This window comes from Streptomyces sp. NBC_00887 (assembly GCF_045207585.1).
Genome location: NZ_CP108788.1, coordinates 8,775,315 through 8,801,320, shown reverse-complemented (window position 1 = coordinate 8,801,320; position 26,006 = coordinate 8,775,315). Strand labels below are relative to the sequence as shown.

Below are 26,006 nucleotides of genomic sequence, written 5' to 3'. Positions count from 1 at the left end.
GACGGGCCCGGCACACGGGATCAGATGGGCAGGGCCTCCCGGCGCCTGCGGACGGCGGCAGCCGCGCCGCGCGCCTCGTCGAGGGCCGGCCCGGCCACCGCACCGAGCAGGAGCAGCGTGCCGACGACCGTCGCTGCGGTGAGCTGCTCCCGCAGGACGGTGACCGCGATGAAGGCCGCGCTCACCGGCTCCAGGAGCATGATCACGGACACGGTCGCCGACCGGACCGCAGCGGCGCCGGCGAAGTAGAGCGCATAGGCGAGCGCGGTCGGCACAGCCGCCACATAGACCATCAGCCACAGCACTTGCCCCGTGGCGGCGGTGTGCGGCACGAGCCCCTCGGCCAGCGCCGCAGGCAGCAGACCGACCGCGCCGATGCCGAACGCCCACGCACTGGTGGAGAGTGAGTCGCCGGACGCGCCCTGGCGTCCCAGCCACCGGGTCAGCAGCGTGATCGCCGCATAACCGGCGGCGGACAGCAGGGCCAGCAGCACCCCGACGGGCCGCACTTCGGCGGCCTCGCCGCCGAGCACGAGCACGGCGAGACCGGCGAGGGCACCGGCGACGGCGACGAATCCGCCCCGGCCCAGCCGCTCCCCCATCAACAGCCGTGCGCCGACCGCGATGAGGACAGGCCCGGCCCCCAGAGTGACGACGGTCCCGACCGCGAGACCGGTCGCTTCGACCGCCGCGAAGTAGGCACTCTGGAACACCGTGAGACCGATGCCGGTCCCCAGGATGCGCAGCAGCCGCAGACGGCGGGACTCATGCGCGGCGCCCGGCCGACGGGGTCGCAGCGCCAGCACGCCCGCCAGGAGTACGAGACCCCCGGCGCACCGCCAGAACGACAGGGCGAGCGGGCCGAGATCGCTGACCCGGAAGAGCAGGGACGCGGCCGCGCCCGCGGTGCCCCAGGCGATACCGGCGACAACGAGATAGAGGAGGCTCCGCCCGACGGGCAGGCCGGAAACAGGGTGGGACACGTGACTTCTCCGGAGGAAGAGGGGGGTGGTGGTCGCTCGGCTCCGCACGCGGGCAGCGACGAACCGCTCGGGGACTGCCCGAGCCCGGTCTTCGTCAGGAGTGGCCGCGCGCGCTAGGCGACAGGCGGCGGAAGTACGGTCAGGTGCATGATCGCCACCCTACGGTGCGGTCCGGTGCCCGGACAACTCACCCTCCGCGACGGCGGAGCCGCCGCCGTCCTCACCGTCCGATACCTGCACTCCGGCGCCGGACGCCACCGGACCGGACGGCGGTCTGGGCGCGGCGGACTGCGCGATGAAGGCCCCGATCAGCACCACACCGCCGCCGACGAGCTGGGGCGCGGAGAGGTGTTCACCGAGGAGCACCCAGGCCAGCACGGTCGCGATGACCGCCTCCAGGCAGGCGACAACACCGGCGACCTGCGGTGAGAGCAGCCGTACCGACACCACACCGGTGACGTAGGCGAGCACGGTCGCGAGCAGCACGATCCAGCCCAGCAGCACCCACGCGGGAACGGCGTTCCCGTTCATCTCGGCGCTCCCGCCCAGAGCCGCCCAGTTCATGCCCCACGGCCGGGCCACCACGGTGAGTACCGCAGCCCCGACCAGCAGTCCGTACGCGATCACGCCGAACGGATGCGGCGGCCCGGCTTCGGTGTCGCCGTGGCTCCCTCGGTCACGACTGCCCTGATCGGACAGGACGAAGTAGCCCACCTGACAGCACGCCGCTCCGAGCGCGAGCAGCAGGCCGACGGCGTCGAAGCTCAGTCCGGCCCACACCTCGACGACACAGGCGAGTCCGCCGACCGCGAGGACCACCCCGGCCGCGGCGGCCCGGGTGACGGGCCTGCGCTGCACGAAACGCACCCAGCCGAGTACCAGCGCGGGCGCCAGGTACTCGACGAGCAGGGCGACACCGACGGGGATACGGGAGATCGCGGCGAAGTAGAAGGCCTGCACGCCCGCGACGGCGAAGAGCCCGAAACCGGCCAGCAGGGCCGGTCGTTCACGCACCAGATGCCGGTGCCGCCAGGCGACGGGCAGCATGACGAGCGCTGCGCCCGCCACACGTAGCCACACCACGTGCAACGGGTCGAGCCCCGCCTCGATCAGCGGCTTGGCCGCCACCCCTGAACCACCGAATGCGAGCGCCGAGACCAAGGCCAGGCCCAGACCGGCGCTTCTCCCCTGAGACGCGTGCATCGGCACATCATGACAGCCCGCGTCAGCAGCGTCACCCTCGTCACGCCTGTCGGAAGGGTGTCCATGATCACCCCTGCCGGGAAACCTCGGCCAGCCGGTCCGCCGTACGCCCGGCAAGCCACGCCGCCTCCACGCCCGCCCGCTCCAGCACCTCGACGGCGCGGCACTCCGGGTCCCCCACCAGTGCGCCGAGAATGTCGAGCCCACCGGCGCGGGACTCCCCGCGCAGAACCGCGCCCCGCTCCGCCCGGCCCATTGCCGCGACGGCCGAGGGTGACCACCCGTCGGCCCCCGGCCCGGCCACCGCCGTCAGGTCACCCGAGTGCTCCAGGGTCCCCTGCCAGCGGAGCCCGTAGCCGATGCTGCGCTGCACGAGATAGCCGAGGACCCGTGCCAGCTTGGGTCCACCGTCGAAAACGGCACGGACCTCAGGATCTGATTCGATGAGCGAGTGCAGCAGATGAGCTGTGTCGATGTGGCGGTCGCCGTCACGCAGGGCCCGTCTGCGCGCACCTGTGACCACCGAGGCCAGTTCAGCGGTGAATCCGGCGTCGTTCGGTGCGGGCTGTTCGGGTATCCAGGGTGTCCGGTTGTGCACACAACCCACCCCATCAGTCCCGGAACACGGCGGCATCCCCGGCACGGCCCATCTGCGTATCCCACCGAGGGCGGGCACCTGCGGAGTTCCTCATCCTTGCGGATGAGATCGGGCTCGCACGGGGCACCGGTCCGCGGAAAGAGCGCGCGCCGCCTTGCGCCGCACTCCCGGCGCAACCGGTGACGCGCCGGACACGTCCCTCAGGCCACACCGATCCGACGACACCGGCGGGAGGAGGGTCCTTTCGTGTCCTGGTCGGTCGCTCTGCCGGCCCTGGACGGACGGCAGTACGTCTACCGCGTCCACGCCCCCGCCGACGCACTGCCCGCCGACCTCTTCTGGGCTGCGTTCCACTGCCACGACGACGGTCCGCACCCCCGCGCTTCGGACCGGTTCGACGCGGCGGCGATCTGGCGGACGGGGCCGGCGGACCTCATCGCCCGCCCGTGAAGCGGGCACCCGCACACGACGTACGCCGCAAGGGCCCCGCGGAACAGGGCCCTTGCGGCGTACGGTCGCACACCCCACGGGTCAGTGGTCGTCGTCGGCAAGGATCAGATAGAGCTTCTTACGGGCATCGTTGATCACCGTGAGCGCCTTCTGGCGCTGATCGGCGGAGCCGGTCTTCCAGACCTGCCCGAACGCCTCCATCAGGCCGAACCCGGCCTGGCGGATCTCGTTCACACCCTCCCAGTCGACTCCACGCCCGACTTCCTCCCACGGCGCCTCGGGACCGGTCTCGGCCTCGGTGCTGCCCGCCTCGGTGAGGGTGAACAGCTTCTTGCCGCCCTCGCTCGCGCTGACGATCAGGCCCTCGTCCTCCAGCAGTTGAAGGGTGGGGTAGACCGATCCGGGGCTGGGCCGCCAGGCCCCTCCGCTGCGCTCGCCGATCTCCTGGATCATCTCGTAACCGTGCATCGAACGATCCTTGAGCAGCGCCAGGATCGACGCTCGCACGTCGCCGCGCCGCGCCCTTCCCCTGCCGCCGCCCCGGCCGCGTCCGCCGCCGAAGGGCCCGCCACCGAACGGTCCGCCACCGAAGGGCGGGCCGAACGAGCCAAAGGCTGCCCGCCTCCCCTCGTAGTCGCCCCGACCTTGATGACCGGGCCCGCAGTGCCCATGTCCGTGCTCATGCTCGTGTCCATGTGAACGCATCGCTACGCTCCTTCCATCGTTGATCTGTCACGATGCTTCAACGATATATCGGAACCGATCGCCTGACAAGGAACACTTCGCCAGGTGATCGGGATGCGCAGCCGTCCTGGGGATGAACACCCCCGATGGCTTCGCCCTCCGGCCCGTCCTCCGGACCGAACGGTTCAGCTTCCTGACGCTCAGCAGCGAGCTCTCACCCGCCGAGATCGGTACGGCTGACATGCGCATCGCCGCATGCAATGACGTCGACCCTGCGGATTCCGCCGATCTGCCGCCTCGGCCGGCACACCCTCTGAGCGGCTTCCTGCACGGACTGCTTACTCTCGACACCCCCTATGCCGCGGGCGGCCTGCGGGTCACGGACACCTCCACAGCCGTCGCCTTCTCGCCCAGCTGCTGTGACGGACCGGAAGACTGGCACGACTGGTACCGGGTCGCCGACGGCAGCAGCAGAATCGGGTACGGCCACGATCCTCACCCGTCGACGGCCGAGCGCCTCGGCGACACCATCCGTCTGACCGTCGGCACCGATCGGACCGGCAGTTCAGTGATCGAACTGTCAGTCCCGGAGCTGCGCCATCTGCTCGCCGGCGCCGAGCATGACCTGACTGGGTTCCCAGCGGTGGCGACCGACCGGGTTTCCGAGCACCTGCCCGACCACTCTGCTCCTCTGGTCGCCGCCCTTGCCCGCGTTCTCGACCTTCCTCCGCCGGGCATACCGCCGGCGCCGTTCAACACGGAACGGACGTGACGACGGGCATGCGCATGACCTGGAGGTTGGACGGACACGGCTGGGCCGACTGCACCGGTGAAGACCAACAGGCCAAAGCCGAACTCACAGCCTCCTGCATCACCAGCGCTCCGAAGGAGTTCCTGACTGCCGTGGCCCGGCCCGGCTCGTCTCAGGCGAGACGGACACCCGCGCGCAGTTCGAAGCCGAGACCACAGCCTTCCGGTGGATCTTCTACCGCCAAGGTGGCGACGCCTGGATCCGCATCCTGGAACTTCGCCGCGGCAGCGACAACAAGGGCACCGAGATCTGGTCGAGCCGACTTCACATCGACACGCCGGCCCGAGCCGTGATCCGCTGTTTCGACGAGGTGGCTCGGACCTACGACGAGAGCGGCTACTTGGCCAAATGGGGTGAGCACTTCCCTCGAACCGAACTCGAAGCCCCCAGACGCCTCTGGAACGCTCATCCACACAGCGATGACACGTGAGCGACGTGCTCGCGGAGCCGTTGCCCCCACGGCATGCACCAGCCGGTCACACGTCGCCGAGGAACCCAGGATCGGACGGCCCCATCTGCCGGGCGAAGTCCGCAGCGACTCCGATGACCTCGCGCATCGGCACAGGCCGCCGACGTGTCGCCGCGAGATCGGCATGGGCCTCCTCGGACCACAGGAACGGGTACACAGAAATGCCCTGCGAGAAGGCCAGGGCCGCAGCTTCCTCACGCCAGCCCGGCCATCGCAGCCCGTCATAGAACGTCTCCAACCGACCCGAGAGCAGCCAGGAGACCCATCCGGAGTGGCCCATTTCCATCGCTTCCCACTGAAGGGTGTCGGGAGCGAAGTACGTCATCTGCCCAGGTGCCCCTGGCCTGCCCACAGCCGCAGGATCGCCACCGTTCAGCGCGAAGACCCCACCGACGACGTCGTGGCCGACGATCAGACCTGTCGCGGGATGCCAGACCGGATCGAAGTCTGCGGGAAAACGGTTGACCCGCGCCAGACTCGGGAGCCCTCCGCCCGTGACCGCACCCCCGCCGAACACACGCACCCACCCGTTGTCCACGAGCAGCCCGCCGGTGTTCAGCGCCAGAGCACCCAGCACCGATCGCGCCGTGACCTGCATCTGCAGAAGACATCGGCGACCCTCGTCGACGTCGGCAGACAGCACCTGAACGGGTGCGGAGCTCGCCGACAGCGTCTCCCGAAGCTCTGGCCACGCCGGATCATCCACATGGGTCAACTCGTCGATCGCTCGCATCCGAGGATGGTCGCACCCCTCCCCACCGCCCCGTCGCACGGGCCGAACCACACCCGGCCCGGAGTCCGGGGCGTTGGATGGGCCATGCGACGTCTTGGGCGAACTTCGCTGACAACGGTCAAGGTTCACCGTCACAGGACAGCAGGGCCGCCAACCGGGAATTGGCCTTGGACCGCGCCCACCGGTCCGCCTACGGTCACCGTCATGAGGATCCGCATCGTCGACGCGTTCACCGACCGCCCCTTCGCCGGCAACCCCGCCGGGGTCCTGATCCTGGAATCCGGCCCCTTCCCCGATCCCGGACGGCTTCAGCAGATCGCCGCCGAGGTCAACCTCTCCGAGACGGCGTTCGCCCACCCGCTGCCGCCCGGCGCCGACGCCGACTGGGCGCTGCGCTGGTTCACCCCGGCCACCGAGGTCGACATCTGCGGGCACGCCACACTCGCCACCGCGCACGTCCTGCACACCACGGGAACGGCGAGCGGCACGGTCCGTTTCTCGACCCGCTGCGGAATCCTGCGCACCACCACCCACCCGGACGGCACCCTCACGCTGGACTTCCCGACAGCTCCGCTGACACCCGTCACCGCCCCGCCCGGCCTGGCGAAGGCGTTGGGCGCCGATCCCGTCTCCGTCCACGACACGGGATCGCACATCGGCGACCTGCTGATCGAACTCGCCGACGAGGCTGCCGTACGCGCGCTCTCGCCGGACTTCGCCGGACTGGTCGCCCTCTCCCGGCGTGGCGTCATCGCCACGGCCGCGGCCGCGGACCCTTCGGGCGGCTACGACTTCGTGTCGCGCGGCTTCTTCCCCGGAGTCGGCATCGACGAGGATCCGGTGACCGGCAGCGCCCACACCGCCCTGGCCCCGTTCTGGTCGGCACGCCTCGGGCGCGAGGACCTCACCGGCCTGCAGGCCTCCGCCCGTTCCGGCCTCGTCCGCACCTCACTGCGCGGCGACCGCACCCTGCTGACCGGCAGCGCCGTCACCGTCATCGACGGGGAACTGCTGGCCGCACTCTGACGCGGGCCGGGGTGCGCGGGTCCGCGCACCCCGGCCCCTTCGTTCACGGCGTCGGCAGCCAGCTCACCTTCCCCGCGAGCAGCGCGTATCCCACGAACGCCCCGATGTCGAGCAGGGCATGCGCGACCACCAGCGGACCGACGCGTCCCCAGCGCCGGTACAGCAGCACGAAGACGACGCCCATGACCATGTTCCCGATGAAGCCGCCGATGCCCTGGTACAGGTGGTAGGAGCCGCGCAGCACGGAACTCGCCATCAGGGCGGCCATGGGCGTCCAGCCCAACTGCTGCAGCCGGCGCAGCAGATAGCCGACGACGATGACTTCCTCCACAACGGAGTTCTGCACCGCGGAGAGAATCAGGACGGGGAACTTCCACCACACCTCGGGCAGCGATTCGGGGACCACCGTCAGGTTGAATCCGCCCGCCCGCGCCACCAGATAGAACACCAGCCCGGCGCTGCCGATCCCCGCCGCGACCAGGGTGCCGCGCCCGAGGTCCGACGAGGGCCTGGTCCGGTCGAATCCGAGGACGCGCAGACCGGCGCCCTCACGGGTCAGCAGATGAGCCACCAGCACGACGGGCACCAGGGCCGTTGCGATCCCGAACAATTGCCAGGCCAGATCCAACCACGGCCGGCCTGGCGCGTACGAGCCGTTCAGCGTCGCGGCCTGATCCTTCAAGCCTCCTGGTTTCGTCAACGACCCGACAAAGCTGATCAGGGCAGACACCCCGCTGGCCCCCAGCGAGAGGGCCAGCACCAGCACCGTCTCCTGCCGCAGGATCCGCCGCGAAACGGCCTCATGAGGAGTGAATTCAGCCACGCGCCCCGCCTCCACCAGTACACCTGCCTTCAGTTCTGCAATCGCAACTCATGCCGCCCGCCGTCCCGCTAAGGTCTCGAATGCAGGTACGAAGATCATGCGTGACAGGCCGGGGGACAATCGCCATTGCCGATGGTGCGGTCCCCCTTTTTCCTTGTTCATCCTCAAGGAGGCACCATCGACATGGGACGTCATAGCTTGCCCGACGGCTGCCGGGCGGAGGGTCACCGGGACACCCCTCCCCCGCGTCACCGTCGCTCCGTCGCCATCGCCACGGTGCTCGTGCTTGCCGCGGCAGCGGGAACAGCGGTCGCGGCGGAGGGCGGCCTGCTGTCGTTATCGGACTCCTGCGAGGACGCGGCGGTACGCCTGACCGTTGTCGCCTCCCCGGACATCGCCCCTGCCGTCAGGACCGTCGCGGCCAGGGCGCGCGAGGAGTCGGCGCGATCCGACGACCGCTGCCTCCATGTCACCGTTCTGGCCCGCGATTCCTACAAGGTCGCGAACGCGCTCGCCACGGGTTCGGGGGATCCCGGCTACCAGGTCTGGCTGCCGGACTCCGACCTCTGGCTGGACCGCGCGAAGGGCACGGGCAGCGGCATCCCGGTCGCCCCGGGCGACTTCGTGGCCACCTCCCCGGTGACCGTCGGCATGGTGCCGTCCGCGTCCAAGGCACTGGGCTGGCCCGAGAAGACCTACTCCTGGGCCGAGTTGGCTGCTTCGGCCATGGGATCGGACGAGGTACGTCTGGGAGTTGCCGATCCGGCACGCAGCGCCACCGGCCTGCTGGCTCTCAGCAGCATGGGAGCGTCGGCCGGCGGGCCGGGCGGCGACCACGACACCGAGGTCGCCGCCACGGCCAAGGCCCTGGCGCAGCGGATGTCCGACAGCGACAGACAGTTGCTCGAGTCGCTGGCGCAGGACGCCTCAGGAGTCGAAGGCGGGAATCCGGAGCACAATCAGGCGGTTCTGGTCTCCGAGCAGGCGGCGTTCACCCACAACGCGAGCTCGCCGAGTGCGGGCAGGCTCCAGCTCTTCTACCCCGCGGACGGCACCCCGCTCCTCAACTATCCGTACGCGCTGGTCAACAGCGCCGAGCTGACCAGCGACGAGAGCAGAGCCGCTCTCCGGTTCATGAGACTGCTGGACGACGACAAAGCCCACGCCGTCCTGGAGAAGAACGGCTTCCGCACCACCGACGGCACCACCGAGGCCGCGCTGGTCGAGTCCGCGGGCGGCAGAACTCCTCAGCCGTTCGCCACCCCTGCCGCCGTACCGCCCTCCGCCGATGTGCTCCAGGAGACCCTCGGCATGTGGACGGTCACGGTGCAGAGCGCCCGGCTGACCGCGGTCGTCGACGCCTCCGGTTCCATGGCCGTCACGGTGCCGGGGCGTGACCGGTCGCGGATGGACGTCACCAAGGCCTCGCTGATCCAGGCACTGGGCCAGTTCACGCCCGACGACGAGATCGGCCTGTGGGTGTTCGCGACGACTCTCGACGGGGACAAGGACTACCGCCGGGTGGTGCCCACCCGGAGGCTCGGCGAACCGGCGAAGGGCGGCGGAACGCACCGGGAGAGGCTCTCGGCGGCCTTCAACGCGCTGGAGCCCGTGCCGAACGGCGCGACCGGCCTGTACGACACCACTCTGGCCTCCTACAAGGAGGCGCAGTCGTCGTACGTGAAGGGCAAGTTCAATGCCCTGGTCCTCCTCACCGACGGTTCGAACCAGGACGACCACAGCATCTCCAGGAGCGCCCTGATCGACCGGCTGAAGGAGGTCTCGGACCCGGAGAGGCCGGTTCCGATCATCGCGATCGCGGTGGGCCCGGACGCCGACCGCGCGGAGGTGACGGAGATGGCTGAGGTCACCGGCGGAGGCTGCTACGGGGTCAGCGACCCCGCCGAGATCCAGGCTGTCATCCTGCAGGCAGTCATGACGGCCGGGCAGAGTGGTCGCTGAGACCGGGAGTAGCCTCCGCCGAGCGGCCAAGACCCGAGACCGACGCCCTGGACCAGAGCGCCCGGCGCCCGGGAGCAGCCTCCCCCGGCGCCCAGGAGCAGCCTCCCCCCGGCCGGGGCTCCGCCGTCTCCCGCCCTCAGGGAGCCGGGAAGCCGACGGGCCAGGTGTGCACCGGTTCGCCCGCCTGCATCAGCTCCCCGTAGCGCCGGGTGGTGGCAGCCAGCGCGGCCTCACGTTCGAGACCTGCCTCCAGCGCCCGGTGGTACGTGTCGACCTGCCAGGAGGCCCCGTTCACCCGGAGCCTGCAGCGTTCCTCGATGACGCCGAGGTAGCGGTCGCGGTCCACGGGCTCGATGTTCCAGGCATCGAGCCCGGCGGCGGCGAGGGGCAGCAGCTCGTCCCGCACCAGCTGGACAGCGGGCACCTTCGCGACCCCGCCCGAGCGGCCCGGACGGGGCCAGAGCAGCTCCGCGTCGATTCCGTGGCGGCAGGCGGCGTCGAAGTTCTCGGCGGCCGCCTCGAAGGGCAGCCGGGTCCACACCGGCCGGGACTCGTCTGCCAGCGCGCGCACCAGGCCGTAGTAGAAGGCGGCGTTGGCGATCACGTCGGTGACCGTCGGGCCGGCGGGAAGGACCCTGTTCTCCACCCTGAGGTGGGGAATGCCGTCGACGAGGCCGTACACCGGCCGGTTCCACCGGTAGACCGTGCCGTTGTGCAGTACGAGCTCGGCAAGCGTGGGAACGCCGCCCTCGTCGAGCACGCGCAAGGGTTCCTCGTCGTCGCAGATCGGCAGCAGCGGCGGGAAGTAGCGCAGATTCTCCTCGAAGAGCTCGTGGGCGGAGCTGATCCAGCGCTCCCCGAACCAGGTCCTCGGGCGGACCCCCTGATTCGTCAGCTCAGGCGGCCGCACGTCTGTGGCCTGCAGGAACAGGGGCGGCCTGGACTCCCTCCACAGCTCCTTGCCGAACAGGAAGGGGGCATTGGCCCCCAGTGCGATCTGGACGGACGCGATGGCCTGGGCGGCGTTCCACACGTCCGCGAAGCGTGTCGGCGTCACCTGCAGATGGAGCTGGACGGAGGTGCACGCCGACTCGGGCGCAATGGAGGCGGAAGTGGCCACCAGGCGTTCGACGCCCTCGATATCGAGGGCGAAATCCTCACCGCGTGCCGCGGCCATTTGATCGTTGAGAAGCGTGTATCGGTCCACGTCCGACAGATTGGCCGAGACCACGTCGTGGCGGCCCAGAGTGGGCAGGATTCCGATCATCATGATCCCGGCATCGACCTCGACGGCCTTCCTGTGGGCATATGCAAGTCCGGTACGGAGCTCCTCGGCGAGCTGATCGAAAACCCGTCCGCTCAGCCGGTGCGGAAGGATATTTACTTCCAGGTTGAACATCCCGAGTTCGGTCTGGAAATCCCGGCTGGCGATCCGCTGGAGCACCTCCGCATTCCGCATCCTCGGCATACCGTCGGAGCCCGCCAGATTGAGCTCGATCTCCAGACCCATGAGATTTCTGGGACGATCGAACCTCCCCTCCGACAGGAGCCTCCCCAGTCCCTCCAGGCACTGGGAGAGCTTTTTCCGGTACGCCTGCCGATCGGACAGGTCAAAGGCGCCCGCCACGACCTTCTCGCCCATCGAAGGGTCCCTCCTCGAGTGGGCGGCCCGCGGCCCAGGCCGCTCGCATCACGATCGATAATGCCCAGACGGCGTGATCTATAACGCCCCGATGTCCACGCGTACCCGCTAGTCTGGCGACAGAAGCCGGAGGCACATTCCTTCGGCATGCGGCCAATGCACAGTCGCCGCCGGATACGTGGTAGAAACACCGACGGGTTTCAGCCTACCGCTGTGTCGGAAGAAAACCTGGCAGGGGGCATCCAGGGCCTGCCGAACCAACACCATCTCCACATTTCAAAGGCTCGATCCCGCCTTGCGTGCAATATGCGGGACAGCTAGACGAAACACCGTGTGAACACTTGTCGTATAAACTCTGCGAACGAGGCAGAGAGTTGACGCACCGGCCCGTCCGCCCGTCACCGGCCTTCCTCTGGCCCCGCACGCCGACAGCGCCGTCTGCACCCGCCCACGCATCACCGTGTCTCCAAGTGAGAGGCGACCCACTATGCCGCTGCATGTTTCTCCGGCCCCAGCGCCCGCACTGCGCAGCGTTCTCGCGGCACTCGGTTCTCCCACCGCAGTCCGCGAGGCCCACACGCCCGCTCTCCGGTCCGTCCAGGGATCGCTGAGCCCCGAACTGCCCCTCCCGGTCCACGTACTGGACCGGATCGTCCCCGACGATTCCACGCCCCGCACCCGCCTGGCCGGCTGGCGCTTCCTGATCCGCAGCGGCGAGCGCGCCGTGGCCGCCGCGGACACCATGCTCACCGCCGACGGCTGGACCTTCTCCCACTTCTTCGAGGGGCCGTACATCGTCTCGACCGAACTCGCCGTACGACAGGCGGATTCGGCGGCAGCGCACTACCAGCCGCGCCTGCTGTCCGTACCGGAGCTCTACATGCTCACGCTGTGGCTGCACGCGGACACCGAAGCCGATGCCGGGGGAGGCACCCTCGCCCCGACGGATGTGCTGGTGCCCCTCGCGCCCGCTCCTCCCGGCATCACGGCCCATCGACCGCATCGCGTCTCCGATCTGCTTCCGGTCATGACCATGCGTGTCTCCCCGGCTCCGCTGCCCGGTCTGCCCGGCCTCCTCGGGTCGCCTGCCTGATCCTCGAACGCCATGCGCCCCCGCCGTGCACCACGGCGGGGGCGCATCCGTACCCGTCCGGACTAGCCCCTTCAGGCCACCCCGAACCACCCGAAGGGACAGTGCAGTTGCATTGAACCGTCCGGCCGGGTGATGCGTCATGAGAGGAGAAGAGCAGCTGCTGCGAAATCCCTGCGGAACGACGCCCGTAGGGCAACACTGGGACCGGACCGACTGATACGGGGGCGGCCATGAACACATCGTCAAGCCGCAGGACACTCGACTCAACGCAGCGAAAGAACCCATCCATGTGCCAGCACCAGCCACCCTGCCCGACCGCGGACTCCAACGACCGGGAAGCCGCGCGCCTGACGGCTCATCACCCGGAACAGGGCTGGAGCCTGCTGTGCAACGGCGTCCTGCTCTTCGAGGACACCGGTGAGCTGCTCCCGGACGGGCAGATCATCGCCCCGCACCGGACGCTGAAGACCGGCCAGGTGATGAAGGCCGCCTGACCGCGGCCGGAGAAAGACGGGGGCCGGCCCGGAGAAGTCTCCGCACCGGCCCCGACGGGTGTCCGCGTTCCTACTGGTCGTACTCGTCCAGCGGCGGGCAGGAGCAGACCAGGTTGCGGTCGCCGAAGGCGCCGTCGATCCGGCGCACCGGCGGCCAGTACTTGTCCGAAGGCGTGACGCCGGCCGGGAAGACAGCCTCTTCACGGCTGTAGGCGTGCGTCCACTCGCCACCGAGCGCGGCCGCCGTGTGCGGGGCGTTGCTCAGCGGGTTGTCCTCCGCGCTCCACGCGCCGGATGCGACCTTCTCGATCTCACCGCGAATGGCGATCATCGTGTCGCAGAACCGGTCGAGCTCCGCGAGGTCCTCGCTCTCGGTGGGCTCGATCATCAGCGTCCCGGCCACCGGGAACGACATCGTCGGCGAGTGGAAGCCGTAGTCGATCAGCCGCTTCGCGACGTCGTCGATGCTGACGCCGGTCGACTTGGAGATCGGGCGCAGGTCCACGATGCACTCGTGTGCGACCAGACCGGCCGGGCCGTTGTACAGGATCGGGAAGTGCGGTTCCAGACGCTTGGCGATGTAGTTGGCCGCGAGTACGGCGACCTGCGTCGCACGCTTCAGTCCCTCGCCGCCCATCAGCCGTACGTACGCCCAGGAGATGGGCAGAATTCCGGCCGAGCCCCACGGTGCCGCCGAGATCGGGCCGACGCCGGTCTCGGGGCCGGCGGCGGGCTGCAGCGGGTGGTTGGGAAGGTACGGCGCCAGGTGCGCGCGGACACCGACCGGGCCGACGCCCGGGCCACCGCCGCCGTGCGGGATGCAGAAGGTCTTGTGCAGGTTCAGGTGCGAGACGTCGCCGCCGAACTTGCCCGGCTTGGCGAGGCCCACCAGCGCGTTGAGGTTGGCGCCGTCGACGTACACCTGGCCGCCCGCGTCGTGCACCTCGCCGCAGATCGCGGCGACGTGCTCCTCGAAGACACCGTGCGTGGACGGGTAGGTGATCATGAGGACCGCGAGTTCGTCACGGTGCTTCTCGATCTTGGCGCGGAGGTCGTCGATGTCGACCTCGCCGTCGTCGGCGGTCTTCACGACGACGACCTTCATGCCCGCCATCACGGCGCTCGCGGCGTTGGTGCCGTGCGCGGAGGACGGGATGAGGCAGACGGTACGCCCCTCGTCGCCGTTCGCCCGGTGGAAGGCACGCACGGCCAGAAGACCGGCGAACTCACCCTGGGAGCCGGCGTTGGGCTGGAGGGAGACGGCGTCGTAGCCGGTGACCTCGGCCAGGCGCTCCTCCAGCTCACGGATGAGGGTGAGGAAGCCCTGTGCCTGCTCGGCCGGCGCGAACGGGTGCAGCGCACCGAATTCGGGCCAGGTGATCGACTCCATCTCGGCGGTGGCGTTGAGCTTCATGGTGCAGGAGCCGAGCGGGATCATGCCGCGGTCCAGCGCGTAGTCGCGGTCGGCGAGCTTGCGCAGGTAGCGCAGCATCGCGGTCTCGGAACGGTGCTGGTGGAAGACCGGGTGGGCGAGGACGGTGTCGGTGCGCAGCAGGTTCCCGGGCAGCGCGTCCTCGGCGTCGGCATCGAGGGCCTCGATGTCGCCGCCGGCTCCGAAGGCGGCCCAGACGGCCGCGATCTGCGCACGGGTGGTGGTCTCGTCGCAGGCGATGGAGACGTGGTCGGCGTCGACGAGCCGCAGGTTCACCCCGCGCTCGCGGGCACCGGCGACCACACCGGTAGCTGCACCGGGAACTCTCACGGTGAGGGTGTCGAAGTAGGCGCCGTGCACCACGTCGATACCGGCGGCCCGCAGACCGTCGGCCAGGATCGTGGCGTACCTGTGGGTGCGCCGCGCGATCGTGCGCAGACCGTCGGGGCCGTGGTAGACGGCGTACATCCCCGCCATCACGGCGAGCAGCACCTGCGCGGTGCAGATGTTGCTGGTGGCCTTCTCCCGGCGGATGTGCTGCTCGCGGGTCTGGAGGGCGAGACGGTAGGCCCTGTTGCCGTCGGCGTCGACGGAGACGCCCACGAGACGGCCGGGCAGGCTGCGCGCGAACTTCTCGCGGACGGCCATGAAGCCGGCGTGCGGTCCGCCGAAGCCCATCGGGACACCGAAGCGCTGCGTGGTCCCGACGGCCACGTCCGCGCCCAGCTCGCCGGGCGAGGTGAGCAGGGTCAGGGCCAGCAGATCGGCCGCGACGGTGACGATCGCGCCGAGCTCGTGTGCGCGGTCGATGACGGGCTTGATGTCACGGACCGCTCCGGAGGCGCCCGGATACTGCAGCAGGACGCCGAAGACGCCGCGCTCGGCGACATCGGCCGGAATTCCGTCGGTGAGGTCGGCGACGACCACCTCGACGCCGGTCGGTTCGGCGCGGGTCCGGATCACGGCGACGGTCTGCGGCAGGGTGTCGGCGTCGACCAGGAAGACGCCGTTCCTGACCTTGCCGACGCGCCGTGCGAGCGCCATCGCCTCGGCAGCCGCCGTGCCCTCGTCGAGGAGGGAGGCACCGGAGGTGGGCAGACCGGTCAGGTCGGCCACCATCGTCTGGAAGTTCAGCAGGGCCTCGAGCCGCCCCTGGGAGATCTCCGGCTGGTAGGGCGTGTACGCCGTGTACCAGGCAGGGTTCTCCATGACGTTGCGCAGGATCACCGGCGGGGTGAACGTGCCGTAGTAGCCGAGCCCGATCATCGGCGCGAGCACCTGATTGCGGTCGGCGAGGCGTCGCAGTTCGGCCAGGACCTCGGCCTCGGTACGGGCAGCCGGAAGATCCAGCGCCTCGGCGCTCTTGATCACGTCCGGCACGGCAGCGGCGGTGAGCTCGTCGAGGGAGCCGTATCCGACCTGGGCGAGCATCTTGGCCTGGGCCTCGGCATCGGGCCCGATGTGGCGCTGCTCGAAGGGAATGCCCTGCTCCAGCTGGGAGAGCGGAGTGCGACGGGGGGTCATGATGGAGGCCTCCTGGTCTCACGACCTGCGAGGGGCACCACGGCGTGGCTGCCCGAACGGCCTCCCCATCTGTCATCTCGACCTGAGAGCTTCACCGGCACGCCCTGAGGCATACCGGCTTTCACCGTCGGTGAGGACGGGGCCCGCCACGGCACGTGCCGTACGGATCCCGTCCTGCTTTCCAGAGTGACCTCGTCCGTGCGGTACGGGGGCCTGAGAGATTCCGGGGAGGAGTTGCTCCTTCGGCGCCTCCGGAATGCTCCGGAGGACTCTCCCGCACAGGGTCAGCAGCCGTGTTCCAGACTACCAGCGGGGCGGCGCCGGCCGTCTCGAGTGGCCGAAGCCCCGGATCTGGCCTTTCGTAGTGCCTGTGGAGCTATTGCGACCACCCTGACCGCAGTGCGACCAGTGGGAGGCACCGTGCAGACCGACATCGATCCGCGCAGCCTGATCGGCCGCAAGGCCTACGACCGCCAAGGCTCCAAGATCGGAACGGTGGACGAGGTCTATCTCGACGACGCCACCGGTGTACCCGAGTGGGCGGCCGTGCGCACCGGACTGTTCACCCGGGACGCCTTCGTACCGCTGGAACCGAGCGAATTCGTCGACGGCACCCTGGTGATCCCCTTCGACCGCGCCCTGATCAAGGACGCCCCCGATTTCGGAGTCGGCCGTCATCTCTCCCCTGAGCAGGAACTGCAGCTCTACCGCCATTACGGGCTGGACTCCGCCGCGCCGGGCGGTACGGGGCCCGACAGGGACTTCGGCAGGCTGGCCGGCCACGAGGAGTAGTCCACGGGGTCCCGCACCAGGGGTAGCGGGTCGGCCGGCCGGAGCTGCGGATCGTCGACACGGAACGTGCGTACCCGGCCCGGCCGCTCCTCCGGCTCCTCGAACCGGACCGTGACACGGCCGACACCGCTGCCCTGCACCCATCCGTGGCCGTGGTCCTCGTGGCGTACGTCGTGGCCTGCGGGCCACCGTCGGCCCGCGAGGCGGTCCGCCCTCTCCTCGGCCGTTTCCTCCGCCGTGACCGGCTCGTCGGGGGCACCGTCGGCCCCGTCCTCCGACTCGTCCGCCACCGCCTGCCGGGCGTCGGCGGCCTGCGCGAAGAGGTCCTCCTGGGTGAAGTCCGCGAGCCCTGTGACACCCACTCCGAGGAGCCGTACGCCACCGGTGGTGTCAACGGCCTCCAGCAACCGCGCCGCGGCTTCTCTGACGACCGTGGGGTCGTCGGTGGGGCCGCGCAGGGTCTCGGAACGCGTGAGCGTGGAGAAGTCGTAGCGGCGCACCTTGAGCACGACGGTCCGCCCCGACCTCCCCGCGCCTCGCAGGCGCTCCACACACCGTCCGGCCAGCCTCTCCACCTCCGTCCTGACCCGGACCCGGTCGTGCAGGTCCACGTCGAAGGTGTCCTCGACCGATACGGACTTCGCGTCCCGTTCCGCGACGACGGGCCGGTCGTCGTGCCCGAGGGCCATGCGGTACAGCGCGACGCCGTGCGCCTTGCCCAGCAGGCGGACGAGCTCTGCCTCCCCGGCCTCGGCCAGGTCCTGGACCACCGTCATCCCCGCGCGCCGCAGATGGTCCCCGGTGGCGGGCCCGACGCCCGGCAGGATCCGCACGGACATGGGAGCGAGCAGTTCGCGCTCCGTACCCGGCTCGATGAGCAGGAGACCGTCCGGTTTCGCCTCCTCCGAGGCGATCTTGGCCAGCATCTTGGAACCGGCCAGACCGACCGAACCGCTGAGTCCGGTGACGCCTCTGATGACCGTGCGCAGCTGCTCACCGATCGCACGGGCCGATGCCGCGTCATCGGCGACCCCGCCGGCCTCCAGGTCGACGAAGGCCTCGTCCAGGCTGAGCGGCTCGACGAGCGGCGAAAGCCGCCCGAGGAGCTCCATCACCTGGTCGCTCACCGTCCGGTAGAGCGCGAACCGCGGCACCAGATAGGCGGCGTTGGGTGCAAGCCGTCTCGCCTGTGCCATGGGCATCGCCGAATGCACTCCGAAGCGCCGGGCCTCGTACGACGCGGTGGCCACCACCCCACGCATTCCCAGTCCGCCCACCACCACCGGTTTGCCGCGCAGGCTCGGTTTCGCCGCCTGCTCGGCAGAGGCGTAGAAGGCATCCATGTCCAGATGCAGGATGGTGGGAGCGGATCTCACATCAACCGATGCTGCCCTATGCCACTGACAACGGGCCTGCTCCGCGCCCGTGCGGCGCGGAGCAGGCCCGGTGGCTCAGCCCGCACGGTTGCGCCGCCGGGCCAGCTCGTCCGCGGGGTTGTTGCCGATCAGCGTCTCCCCCGTGTCGACCCGCTCGCCGTGGAGCTGCGACAGGGTCGCGTCCACATCGCGCCAGACGACGCCCACGGCGATACCGAAGACTCCCTGCCCCCCCTGGAGCAGATCCACGACCTCGTCGGGCGAGGAGCACTCGTAGACCGTCGCCCCGTCGCTCATCAGGGTCATCCGTTCCAGATCCGTGAATCCGCGGGCCCTCAGGTGCTGGACCGTGGTGCGGATGTTCTGCAGCGCGACACCCGTGTCGAGGAACCGCTTCACGATCTTGAGGAGGACCACGTCCCGGAAACTGTAGAGACGCTGTGTCCCCGATCCGTACGCCGGACGCACACTCGGCTCCACCAGACCCGTACGGGCCCAGTAGTCGAGCTGCCGGTAGGTGATCCCGGCCGCCGCGCACGCCGTCGGCCCCCGGTAGCCGATGTCACCTGCCACTACCGCACCGTCCGCTGCCACCGCCTCCGGCTGAACCGGCTGTCTGATGGTGTGGTCGGCCGCACTGCTGTGCTGCCGGTACGGCCCACCCGCAGCCGTACCGTCGCCGCTGCTTCTCACGCCGACCTCCGTCCTTGACCTGCCATCTCGAAGGTAGGCAGTCACCAGGGGTGCGTCAACGATCGCCACACTCGGCACGCCGAGTGATAATCACCCTGAGGGTGGTTTCCCGTGTCTCATTTCCGGGAACGGCTTGTCGGATGCGCTGACGGCACCCCCGCGGGACGGTCACTGACTGTTCGTACCGAAGTCCTCCGGTGAGATCTGGTCGAGGAACTCACGGAACTTCTCGACCTCGTCCTCCTGCTCGTCCGGGATGGCGATCCCGGCGTCGTCCAGCACACCGTCACTGCCGTAGATCGGCGTTCCGGTGCGCAGGGCGAGCGCTATGGCGTCGGACGGCCGCGCGCTCACCTCGACTCCGCTGGCGAAGACCAGCTCCGCGTAGAAAACCCCTTCTCTGAGGTCCGTGATCCGGACCTCGGTGAGCTCTTGGCCGACGGCCTCGAGCACATCCTTGAAGAGATCATGGGTCAGCGGCCTGGCCGGAGCCATGCCCTGCTGGGCGAAGGCGATCGCGGTCGCTTCCCCAGGGCCGATCCAAATGGGGAGGTACCGGTCGCCTCCTACTTCACGCAGGAGCACGATCGGTTGGTTGGAGGGCATTTCCACCCGGACACCCACAACGTCGAGCTCGTTCACACAGCAACCCTAGGACGTGCCCGCCATGTTTGGATAGTCGGGCTCCGCCGCGGTCAGTGGAACCGGACCTTGAGGGCGGTCTGCACGAAGGCCGCGTGGAGCCGGACGGACAGCTCCGCGAGCTCTCTCGCGGTGGCCTCCGCATGGGCCCTGGTCTGCGGATTCCGGTGCCGGCGCAGGGGCGCGACCACCTGTTCGACCAGTCCCGCCTCACGATCCGCGGCGGCCTTGACGGCCCGCAGATGCCGAGGTTCCAGACCGAATCGCCCCAGATCCGCCACAAGTCTCGCGACCGTCACCGCCTCGGCTTCGTAGCTTCCCTCGGGCGAGGGAGCGATCAGCCCGTAGGACTCCCACTCGACGAGCTGGTCCTCACTGACGTCAGCGGCCGCGAGAAGCTCGGAGCGCCCGATCCGGGCGGCTGTGGCCCGGCCGGGGTCCGGTTCCCAGCGACCGTCCACGAGCTCGCCCTGACCGCCGCCGGACGGCAGCGCGGCCTGCTCGCCACGGGCGAGGGCATCCAGGTGCTCACGGATGACCTTGAGCGGCAGGTAGTGGTCCCGCTGCATGCGCAGCACCTGAGCCAGCCGCTCCATGTCGGCCGGGCTGAACTTGCGATAGCCGGAGGGCGTCCGCTGCGGCTCGACGAGCCCCTCCGCCTCAAGGAAGCGGATCTTGGAGATCGTTACTTCGGGAAACTCGTCGCGCAGCTCCAGAAGCACCGTGCCGATGCTCATGGCGCGCTCGTCCGCGGCGGCGGTGCCGTGTCCGGCACCGCCTGTCGGTGTTCGCAGCATGAACCTTCCTCGGGGTCCTTCCGGACGCGGTCCGGGGGAGGGTCAGACGCCCCGCTGGCTCGCGTAGAAGACCAGCCGGTACTTGCCGATCTGAACTTCGTCGCCGTTGGACAGCAGGACGGAATCGATGCGCTCACGGTTGACGTAGGTGCCGTTGAGGCTGCCGACGTCGCCCACGGTGAAACTACCGTCCGGGCTCCTGCGGAACTCCACATGGCGCCGCGACACGGTCACGTCGTCGAGGAAGATGTCGCTCTGCGGGTGACGGCCCGCGGTGGTCAGCTCGCCGTCCAGCAGGAAGCGGCTGCCGGAGTTCGGGCCGCGGCGCACCACCAGGAGCGCGGATCCCGCGGGCAGCGCGTCGACGGCTGCCTGTGCTTCCGGCGAGAGGGACGGAATGGCCGTCTGTCCCGTCACCTCGGCCTCGTACGCCTCGATGCCGGAGATCGAGATCGTCGACGTCGTCTCGGAGGCGCGCTCGGGAACTCCGCCCCGCAGCGGCGCACCGCAGTTGGAACAGAAACGGCCGGCCTCGCCATTGCGATGCCCGCACCTCGTACAGACCGGCATGGAGGAGCCCTCCGGGGCGGGGGTGAACCCTCCACCCGTACTTGAGGTTGATGGTTCCCCGAAACCTATGCGTCCGGCACCGGCAGGGTCAACAGACGACGCGCCGGAGGCGCCCCTCTGATCGCCCGGCGAACCCGGCACCTCATCGCGGAAGAGCGGGCGCTCCGAACCCTGCTCCTCGGCGCCCTGACCCTGGCGCGGAGCACGGTGGCGAGCAGCGCCGCTGTCTTCGCGTGCACTCTTTCCGAACAACTTCGCAAACAACTTCACGGGCGATTCCCCTTGACCGAAATAGACCCGCCCGTGGGGCAGGACGAACCCTGAATGAACACACCTGCCGACCCGGACATCTTCACAACGTCCGTATCCACCCGACAGTTTCCACCACGCGCCACCGATCCGATGCGCCGACCCCCCGCAACCTCGTGACTGTGTCCTGCGGGCCACGTGCGCCAAGGCCTCACCGGGACGACGACCGAGCGTAGTCAGGCAGCTTCGCCGGTCGCAAGGCGTCGACGACGATCTCCTCGGCCCGTGCCACCTCCGCCGTGGCCTGCTCCTTCTCGAGCGTCTGCACCACTCCACCGGGGATGTTGAGCGCCGGCTCGAGGTCCTGCGGTTTGCCGATCACCTTGAACTCGTACGGAGACCGGATCCTCCGGTTGTCCACCCTCAGGTCTCCCCCGTCGCCGGAGAAATACGTATTGGCCACCACCCGCACGCCGTTGATCTCGATCGCTTCGGCACCGGCCGCCCGCAGTTCCTGGATGGCATCGAGGAGCATGTCCGGTTCGACCGCACCGCTCGGGTCGTTGATGGTGAGGGTGATGCCGGGTCCCTCGGCCGCGACCGTACCCGCGAGGATGCCGAGCTGCCGCTCCTTCTCGAGCGTCTGCTTGCGGGCCTCCTCCGCCTGGTCGGAGCTGTTCTCCAGCTCCGTGCGCTGGTCGTCGAGGCTCTGCTTCTCGTCCTCGAGCCGCTGGGTCCGGTTGTCGAGCTCGTCGAGGATGCGGACCAGGTCCTCCTGGCGGGCACCGCGCAACGCGCTGTTGTCGCTGTTCGACCTGACCTGGATGGCCAGCCCCAGCCCCAGTACGAACAGCAGGAGCGCCACGATGAGTTGGGCCCTGCTCACCCTGGGCGGCCAGAGGCCCGCCAGCAGCCGCTGGCGCCCGGAGGACTCCTTGGGCTGGTCGGCGCCGGTCTCGGGGGCCGGCGCGGGGACCTCTGCCGGCAGCTCGCCCGCAGGTCCCTCGTTGCGCGGATTCTCGTCGTTGCTCATCGGCCTCAAGCCCGGAAGACGTGCCGACGGATCGCCGCGGCATTGGAGAAGATGCGGATACCGAGCACGACCACCACACCGGTGGAGAGCTGGGCGCCTACACCCAGCTTGTCGCCGAGGAACACGATCAGTGCGGCCACCACGACGTTCGAGAGGAACGACACGACGAAGACCTTGTCCACGAAGATCCCGTCGAGCATGGCACGCAGACCTCCGAAGACGGCGTCGAGTGCGGCCACAACGGCGATCGGCAGGTAGGGCTCGACCACCGCCGGCACTTCGGGCCGGACCAACAGTCCGACCACGACTCCCACGACGAGGCCCAGTACGGCGATCACGATGTGCCCTTCCCTGTTTCTGCCGCACCACTGCGCGTGTCTGCGGCCTGAGGCTCTGCTGTGCGTACGATCAGGCTCGGCGCGGCCGGAAGGCGCACCCGCTCCTGCTCGGAGATGCTGGTGCGGATGTCGAAGCTCTCGTGCAGCGCCTGCAGATACAGACCGTCCGCGCTGTCCTGGAAGGCGTCGGAGAGTTTCTTGCCGTCCCCCACCGCCAGCACCGTGTAGGGCGGCACCAGCGGCCTGTTGTCGACCAGTATGGCGTCGCCCGCCGCGCGGATCGCGGAGAGGGCGGTCAGCCGCTGTCCGTTGATGGCGATCGCTTCCGCCCCGGACTGCCAGAGGCCGTTGACCACGCGCTGCATATCGCGGTCGCGCACCCGCCCGGTGTCGGCGAAGCCGGTCGACTCACGCGGTCCGCCGCCGCCCTGGTCGGTGTCCTTGGCGTCATCGACGACGAGCTTGATTCCGGGCCCTTCGACCGCGGTCGCTCCGGAGAGGAGCGCCACCAGCCCGCCCTTGGCCCCGCCATGCCGTTCGAGCGCCTTGCGCTGCCGTTCGTCGACGTCCTTGCGCAGTTCGTCGACGTCCTCCTGGAGCGCGTCCGCCGCATCGGTCTCGGCGTTGACACGGTCGATGAGCTCTTCGCGCTCCTTCGCCACGACCGGTGCCGCGACCTGGGCCTCGGCGGCACCGAGCGTCACGACGAGAGCCGCGACGACGAGGCCTGCCGCGAGGCCGAGCTTCGACTTGAGCGTACGGGGCATGCCCGCACTTCCGTCGGCCTTGCGGCGCGCAGCAGCCTCGGCGTATCCCTCGTCGAGGCTGTGGTCCATCACATTGGTCAACAGCGACATGGACGCGTCGGGGCGGGGACGCTGCGGGGTGCTACTCCGATCGGGGGGCGGCTGCGACATGCCGCACATCGTCGCACGTCATGCCTGCTGCCGCCGAATGGCCCCACCGGTGGCCCGGAAGCCGCAGCACCACGGCGTCCGGGCCACCCGGCTCGGCTCAGTCGCCGGCGCTGTCCACGATCGCCGACCACTCGTCCAGCAGGGCCTGGGCGGAGGCGTCATCGGGGCCTTCGGCCCACAGATGGGTGACGGCCTCCGCCCTGTCGGGCAGCACCATCACCCAGCGGCCGTCGGTCTCCACCACCCGGACACCGTCGGTGGTGTCCACACTGCGCTCCCCTGCCGCCTCCACGACCCGCCGCATGACGAGCCCCTTGACGGCCCAGGGCGTCGCAAGGTCACGGCGCAGCACGTGGGCACGCGGAATGCGGGCATCGATCTGGCTGAGCGTGAGCTGGGTCCGGGCCACCAGCCCGATGAGCCTGACGAAGGCAGCCGAGCCGTCGAAGACGCTGCTGAACTCGGGAATGATGAATCCGCCGCGTCCGTCACCACCGAAAATGGTGGCGTCCTCGCGTCCCACCCTGGTCAGGTCGTCCGGGGACGTGGTCGTCCACTCCACCTGCGTGCCGTGGTACGCGGCCACCTGTTCGGCGACACGGGTGGTGGTCACCGGCAGGGCCACGCGCCCGCTCCGCCGCTCGGCCGCCACGAGGTCGAGCATGACCAGCAGGGCCCTGTCGTCCTCGATGATCCGGCCCCGCTCGTCGACGAGGGAGAGCCGCTCACCGACGGGGTCGAACCGCACCCCGAAGGCCGCCCGTGCGGACGACACGATCTCCCCGAGGCGCACCAGTCCGGCCCGCCTGGACTCGGCGGACTCTGTGGGACGCGACTCGTCGAGCCCGGGGTTGATCGTCAGCGCGTCCACACCGAGGCGTCCGAGCAGGCTGGGCAGGACGAGCCCCGCGCTGCCGTTCGACGCGTCGACCACGACCTTGAGGCTCGCGTCGGCGATACCGTCCGTGTCGACGTTGCGGAGCAGGGATCCCGTGTAGGAGTCGAAGACGCTCGACGGGAAGTGGAGGTCTCCGATCTCACCGGGGAAGGCCCTGCGGTACTCCTGGCGGGCGTAGACGCGGTCAAGCTTGCGCTGGCGCGCCTGGGAGAGATCGGCACCGCTTTCGTCGATGAACATGATGTCGACGGAGTCCGGCACACCGGGCGACGTCCGGATCATGATGCCGCCGGCACTGCCCCGCGCGGTCTGCTGGCGGGCCACCGGCAGCGGCACGTTCTCCAGGTCCCGTACGTCGATGGCGCTCGCCTGCAGGGCGGAGATGACCGCTCTCTTCAGCGCGCGCGCACCACGGGAGTGGTCACGTGCCGTGGTGACGGTCGACCCCTTCTTCAGGGTCGTCGCGTACGCACCGGCGAGTCGCACGGCGAGCTCCGGGGTGATCTCGACGTTCAGGATCCCGGAGACACCGCGCGCTCCGAAGAGGTGCGCCTGCCCCCGCGACTCCCAGATCACCGAGGTGTTGACGAAGGCTCCGGCCTCGATGGTCTTGAACGGGTACACCCGCACATTGCCCTGGATGATCGATTCCTCGCCGACCAGGCATTCGTCGCCGATGACGGCGCCGTCCTCGATGCGGGCCGCCCGCATGATGTCGGTGTTCTTACCGATCACGCAGCCACGAAGATTGCTGTGCTGGCCGATGTACACGTTGTCGTGCACCACGGCCCTGTGCAGGAAGGCACCGGTTTTCACCACGACGTTCGACCCGATGACGGTGTGTTCCCGGAGTTCGACACCGGCTTCGATCTTGGCGTAGTCGCCGATGTACAGCGGCCCTCGGAGTACCGCGTCGGGATGGACCTCCGCGCCCTCCGCGACCCACACACCGGGCGAGATCTCGAAGCCGTCGAGCTCGACGTCGACCTTGCGCTCCAACACGTCGGCCTGGGCCTTCACGTAGCTCTCGTGGGTGCCCACGTCCTCCCAGTAGCCCTCGGCGACATAGCCGTAGATCGGCTTGCCCTCCTTCATGAGCTGCGGAAACACGTCGCCGGACCAGTCCACCGAGGTATCTGCCTGGACGTAGTCGAAGACCTCGGGCTCCATGACGTAGATGCCCGTGTTGACGGTGTCCGAGAAGACCTGGCCCCAGGTCGGCTTCTCCAGGAAGCGCTCGACCTGACCCTGCTCGTCGACAATCGTGATGCCGAACTCCAGCGGATTCGGGACCCTGGTCAGGCATACCGTGACCAGTCCGCCCTTCTCCTTGTGGAAGGCAATGAGGTCCGTCAGGTCGAAGTCGGTGAGTGCGTCACCGGAAATAACCAGGAAGGTGTCGTCCTTGAGGGCTTCCTCTGCGTTCTTGACGCTTCCCGCGGTACCGAGTGGCTTCTCCTCGTTGGCGTAGGTGAGCTCCATTCCGAGTTCTTCGCCGTCGCCGAAGTAGTTCTTCACGAGCGAAGCAAGGAACTGAACGGTTACGACGGTCTCATTGAGCCCATGCCGCTTGAGCAGCCGCAGCACATGCTCCATGATCGGCCGATTGGCTACGGGCAGGAGCGGCTTGGGCATGCTTGAGGTCATGGGGCGAAGACGAGTGCCTTCGCCGCCGGCCATTACGACGGCCTTCATGTCGGAAACGTCCTCCTTGAAGAGACGACGGTCTAGCCGACATCACCCGTCGGGGCAACAACCACAGCATCCGTTGCGG

Annotated in this window: 24 protein-coding genes and 1 riboswitch; of the genes, 7 read left to right on the top strand and 17 right to left on the bottom strand. The window is 69.3% G+C overall.

The window, feature by feature from the left end; translation table 11 throughout:
- Nucleotides 1-20: 20 nt before the first annotated feature.
- The 3 genes from OG844_RS40140 to OG844_RS40130 all read right to left on the bottom strand — a co-directional run bounded on the left by OG844_RS40140 (nucleotide 21) and on the right by OG844_RS40130 (nucleotide 2,784).
- Nucleotides 21-983: a DMT family transporter gene (locus OG844_RS40140; RefSeq protein ID WP_406388482.1), complete on the bottom strand. Its 963-nt coding sequence runs from the start codon at nucleotides 981-983 to the stop codon at nucleotides 21-23.
- Between the two features lie 159 nt (nucleotides 984-1,142).
- Nucleotides 1,143-2,186, bottom strand: a complete 1,044-nt coding sequence (locus OG844_RS40135; protein ID WP_406388483.1) for an EamA family transporter — start codon at nucleotides 2,184-2,186, stop codon at nucleotides 1,143-1,145.
- Nucleotides 2,187-2,253: 67 nt separating this feature from the next.
- Nucleotides 2,254-2,784, bottom strand: coding sequence for a Clp protease N-terminal domain-containing protein (locus OG844_RS40130; protein WP_406388484.1), 531 nt, complete (start codon nucleotides 2,782-2,784; stop codon nucleotides 2,254-2,256).
- Nucleotides 2,785-3,030: 246 nt separating this feature from the next.
- Here OG844_RS40130 and OG844_RS40125 point away from each other — a divergent pair, with 246 nt between their 5' ends.
- Nucleotides 3,031-3,234, top strand: coding sequence for a hypothetical protein (locus OG844_RS40125; RefSeq protein WP_406388486.1), 204 nt, complete (start codon nucleotides 3,031-3,033; stop codon nucleotides 3,232-3,234).
- Between the two features lie 81 nt (nucleotides 3,235-3,315).
- On the opposite strand, the gene OG844_RS40120 is transcribed toward OG844_RS40125, so the two are convergent.
- Nucleotides 3,316-3,939, bottom strand: a complete 624-nt coding sequence (locus OG844_RS40120) for a PadR family transcriptional regulator (RefSeq protein WP_406388488.1) — start codon at nucleotides 3,937-3,939, stop codon at nucleotides 3,316-3,318.
- 112 nt (nucleotides 3,940-4,051) lie between these two features.
- On the opposite strand from OG844_RS40120, the gene OG844_RS40115 reads away from it, so the two are divergent.
- Nucleotides 4,052-4,690 carry a hypothetical protein gene (locus tag OG844_RS40115; protein WP_406388489.1) on the top strand — a complete coding sequence of 213 codons (639 nt, stop codon included), beginning with the start codon at nucleotides 4,052-4,054 and terminating at the stop codon, nucleotides 4,688-4,690.
- A 515-nt stretch (nucleotides 4,691-5,205) separates the two neighbouring features.
- Here OG844_RS40115 and OG844_RS40110 read toward each other — a convergent pair.
- The gene (locus tag OG844_RS40110; protein WP_406388490.1) at nucleotides 5,206-5,931 is read right to left on the bottom strand and encodes a DUF2625 domain-containing protein; all 726 of its coding nucleotides are present in this window, start codon (nucleotides 5,929-5,931) and stop codon (nucleotides 5,206-5,208) included.
- Nucleotides 5,932-6,135: 204 nt separating this feature from the next.
- On the opposite strand from OG844_RS40110, the gene OG844_RS40105 reads away from it, so the two are divergent.
- On the top strand, nucleotides 6,136-6,957 hold the full coding sequence (locus OG844_RS40105; RefSeq protein WP_406388491.1) for a PhzF family phenazine biosynthesis protein: 822 nt from the start codon (nucleotides 6,136-6,138) through the stop codon (nucleotides 6,955-6,957).
- 43 nt (nucleotides 6,958-7,000) lie between these two features.
- Here OG844_RS40105 and OG844_RS40100 read toward each other — a convergent pair whose 3' ends face one another.
- Complete coding sequence (locus tag OG844_RS40100) at nucleotides 7,001-7,780, bottom strand: CPBP family intramembrane glutamic endopeptidase (protein ID WP_406388493.1); 780 nt, start codon at nucleotides 7,778-7,780, stop codon at nucleotides 7,001-7,003.
- Between the two features lie 183 nt (nucleotides 7,781-7,963).
- Between OG844_RS40100 and OG844_RS40095 the strand changes: the two genes are divergently transcribed.
- Nucleotides 7,964-9,742 carry a substrate-binding and VWA domain-containing protein gene (locus OG844_RS40095; protein WP_406388495.1) on the top strand — a complete coding sequence of 593 codons (1,779 nt, stop codon included), beginning with the start codon at nucleotides 7,964-7,966 and terminating at the stop codon, nucleotides 9,740-9,742.
- A gap of 136 nt (nucleotides 9,743-9,878) precedes the next feature.
- On the opposite strand, the gene OG844_RS40090 is transcribed toward OG844_RS40095, so the two are convergent.
- Nucleotides 9,879-11,384 carry a glutamate--cysteine ligase gene (locus OG844_RS40090; protein WP_406388496.1) on the bottom strand — a complete coding sequence of 502 codons (1,506 nt, stop codon included), beginning with the start codon at nucleotides 11,382-11,384 and terminating at the stop codon, nucleotides 9,879-9,881.
- 487 nt (nucleotides 11,385-11,871) lie between these two features.
- On the opposite strand from OG844_RS40090, the gene OG844_RS40085 reads away from it, so the two are divergent.
- Both OG844_RS40085 and OG844_RS40080 read left to right on the top strand, forming a co-directional pair.
- Nucleotides 11,872-12,477, top strand: a complete 606-nt coding sequence (locus OG844_RS40085) for a hypothetical protein (RefSeq protein WP_384614811.1) — start codon at nucleotides 11,872-11,874, stop codon at nucleotides 12,475-12,477.
- 287 nt (nucleotides 12,478-12,764) lie between these two features.
- Nucleotides 12,765-12,971 carry a DUF5999 family protein gene (locus OG844_RS40080; RefSeq protein WP_406388498.1) on the top strand — a complete coding sequence of 69 codons (207 nt, stop codon included), beginning with the start codon at nucleotides 12,765-12,767 and terminating at the stop codon, nucleotides 12,969-12,971.
- A gap of 70 nt (nucleotides 12,972-13,041) precedes the next feature.
- Here the strand turns inward: OG844_RS40080 and gcvP are convergent, their stop codons facing one another.
- Complete coding sequence (gene gcvP, locus OG844_RS40075) at nucleotides 13,042-15,927, bottom strand: aminomethyl-transferring glycine dehydrogenase (RefSeq protein ID WP_406388500.1); 2,886 nt, start codon at nucleotides 15,925-15,927, stop codon at nucleotides 13,042-13,044.
- 191 nt (nucleotides 15,928-16,118) lie between these two features.
- Nucleotides 16,119-16,214: riboswitch (glycine riboswitch) on the bottom strand.
- 133 nt (nucleotides 16,215-16,347) lie between these two features.
- Here gcvP and OG844_RS40070 point away from each other — a divergent pair.
- Nucleotides 16,348-16,719: a PRC-barrel domain-containing protein gene (locus OG844_RS40070; RefSeq protein WP_351169381.1), complete on the top strand. Its 372-nt coding sequence runs from the start codon at nucleotides 16,348-16,350 to the stop codon at nucleotides 16,717-16,719.
- On the opposite strand, the gene OG844_RS40065 is transcribed toward OG844_RS40070, so the two are convergent.
- The 9 genes from OG844_RS40065 to OG844_RS40025 all read right to left on the bottom strand — a co-directional run bounded on the left by OG844_RS40065 (nucleotide 16,641) and on the right by OG844_RS40025 (nucleotide 25,927).
- Nucleotides 16,641-18,095: a DNA polymerase IV gene (locus OG844_RS40065; RefSeq protein WP_406388501.1), complete on the bottom strand. Its 1,455-nt coding sequence runs from the start codon at nucleotides 18,093-18,095 to the stop codon at nucleotides 16,641-16,643. The genes OG844_RS40070 and OG844_RS40065 overlap by 79 nt on opposite strands.
- A gap of 75 nt (nucleotides 18,096-18,170) precedes the next feature.
- Nucleotides 18,171-18,788 (bottom strand): MerR family transcriptional regulator, encoded by a 618-nt coding sequence (locus OG844_RS40060; protein WP_406388502.1) that lies wholly within the window; start codon nucleotides 18,786-18,788, stop codon nucleotides 18,171-18,173.
- A gap of 168 nt (nucleotides 18,789-18,956) precedes the next feature.
- Complete coding sequence (locus OG844_RS40055) at nucleotides 18,957-19,430, bottom strand: bifunctional nuclease family protein (protein WP_006123076.1); 474 nt, start codon at nucleotides 19,428-19,430, stop codon at nucleotides 18,957-18,959.
- A 53-nt stretch (nucleotides 19,431-19,483) separates the two neighbouring features.
- On the bottom strand, nucleotides 19,484-20,227 hold the full coding sequence (locus tag OG844_RS40050; protein WP_406388504.1) for a MerR family transcriptional regulator: 744 nt from the start codon (nucleotides 20,225-20,227) through the stop codon (nucleotides 19,484-19,486).
- Between the two features lie 42 nt (nucleotides 20,228-20,269).
- Nucleotides 20,270-21,067, bottom strand: a complete 798-nt coding sequence (locus tag OG844_RS40045) for an FHA domain-containing protein (protein WP_406388505.1) — start codon at nucleotides 21,065-21,067, stop codon at nucleotides 20,270-20,272.
- 190 nt (nucleotides 21,068-21,257) lie between these two features.
- Nucleotides 21,258-22,079 carry a DUF881 domain-containing protein gene (locus tag OG844_RS40040; RefSeq protein ID WP_406388506.1) on the bottom strand — a complete coding sequence of 274 codons (822 nt, stop codon included), beginning with the start codon at nucleotides 22,077-22,079 and terminating at the stop codon, nucleotides 21,258-21,260.
- Nucleotides 22,080-22,084: 5 nt separating this feature from the next.
- Nucleotides 22,085-22,417 (bottom strand): small basic family protein, encoded by a 333-nt coding sequence (locus OG844_RS40035; protein ID WP_003970459.1) that lies wholly within the window; start codon nucleotides 22,415-22,417, stop codon nucleotides 22,085-22,087.
- On the bottom strand, nucleotides 22,414-23,334 hold the full coding sequence (locus OG844_RS40030) for a DUF881 domain-containing protein (protein WP_406388508.1): 921 nt from the start codon (nucleotides 23,332-23,334) through the stop codon (nucleotides 22,414-22,416). The genes OG844_RS40035 and OG844_RS40030 overlap by 4 nt, the downstream gene beginning before the upstream one ends.
- Nucleotides 23,335-23,431: 97 nt before the next feature.
- Nucleotides 23,432-25,927, bottom strand: coding sequence for a sugar phosphate nucleotidyltransferase (locus OG844_RS40025; protein ID WP_406388509.1), 2,496 nt, complete (start codon nucleotides 25,925-25,927; stop codon nucleotides 23,432-23,434).
- Nucleotides 25,928-26,006: the final 79 nt, after the last annotated feature.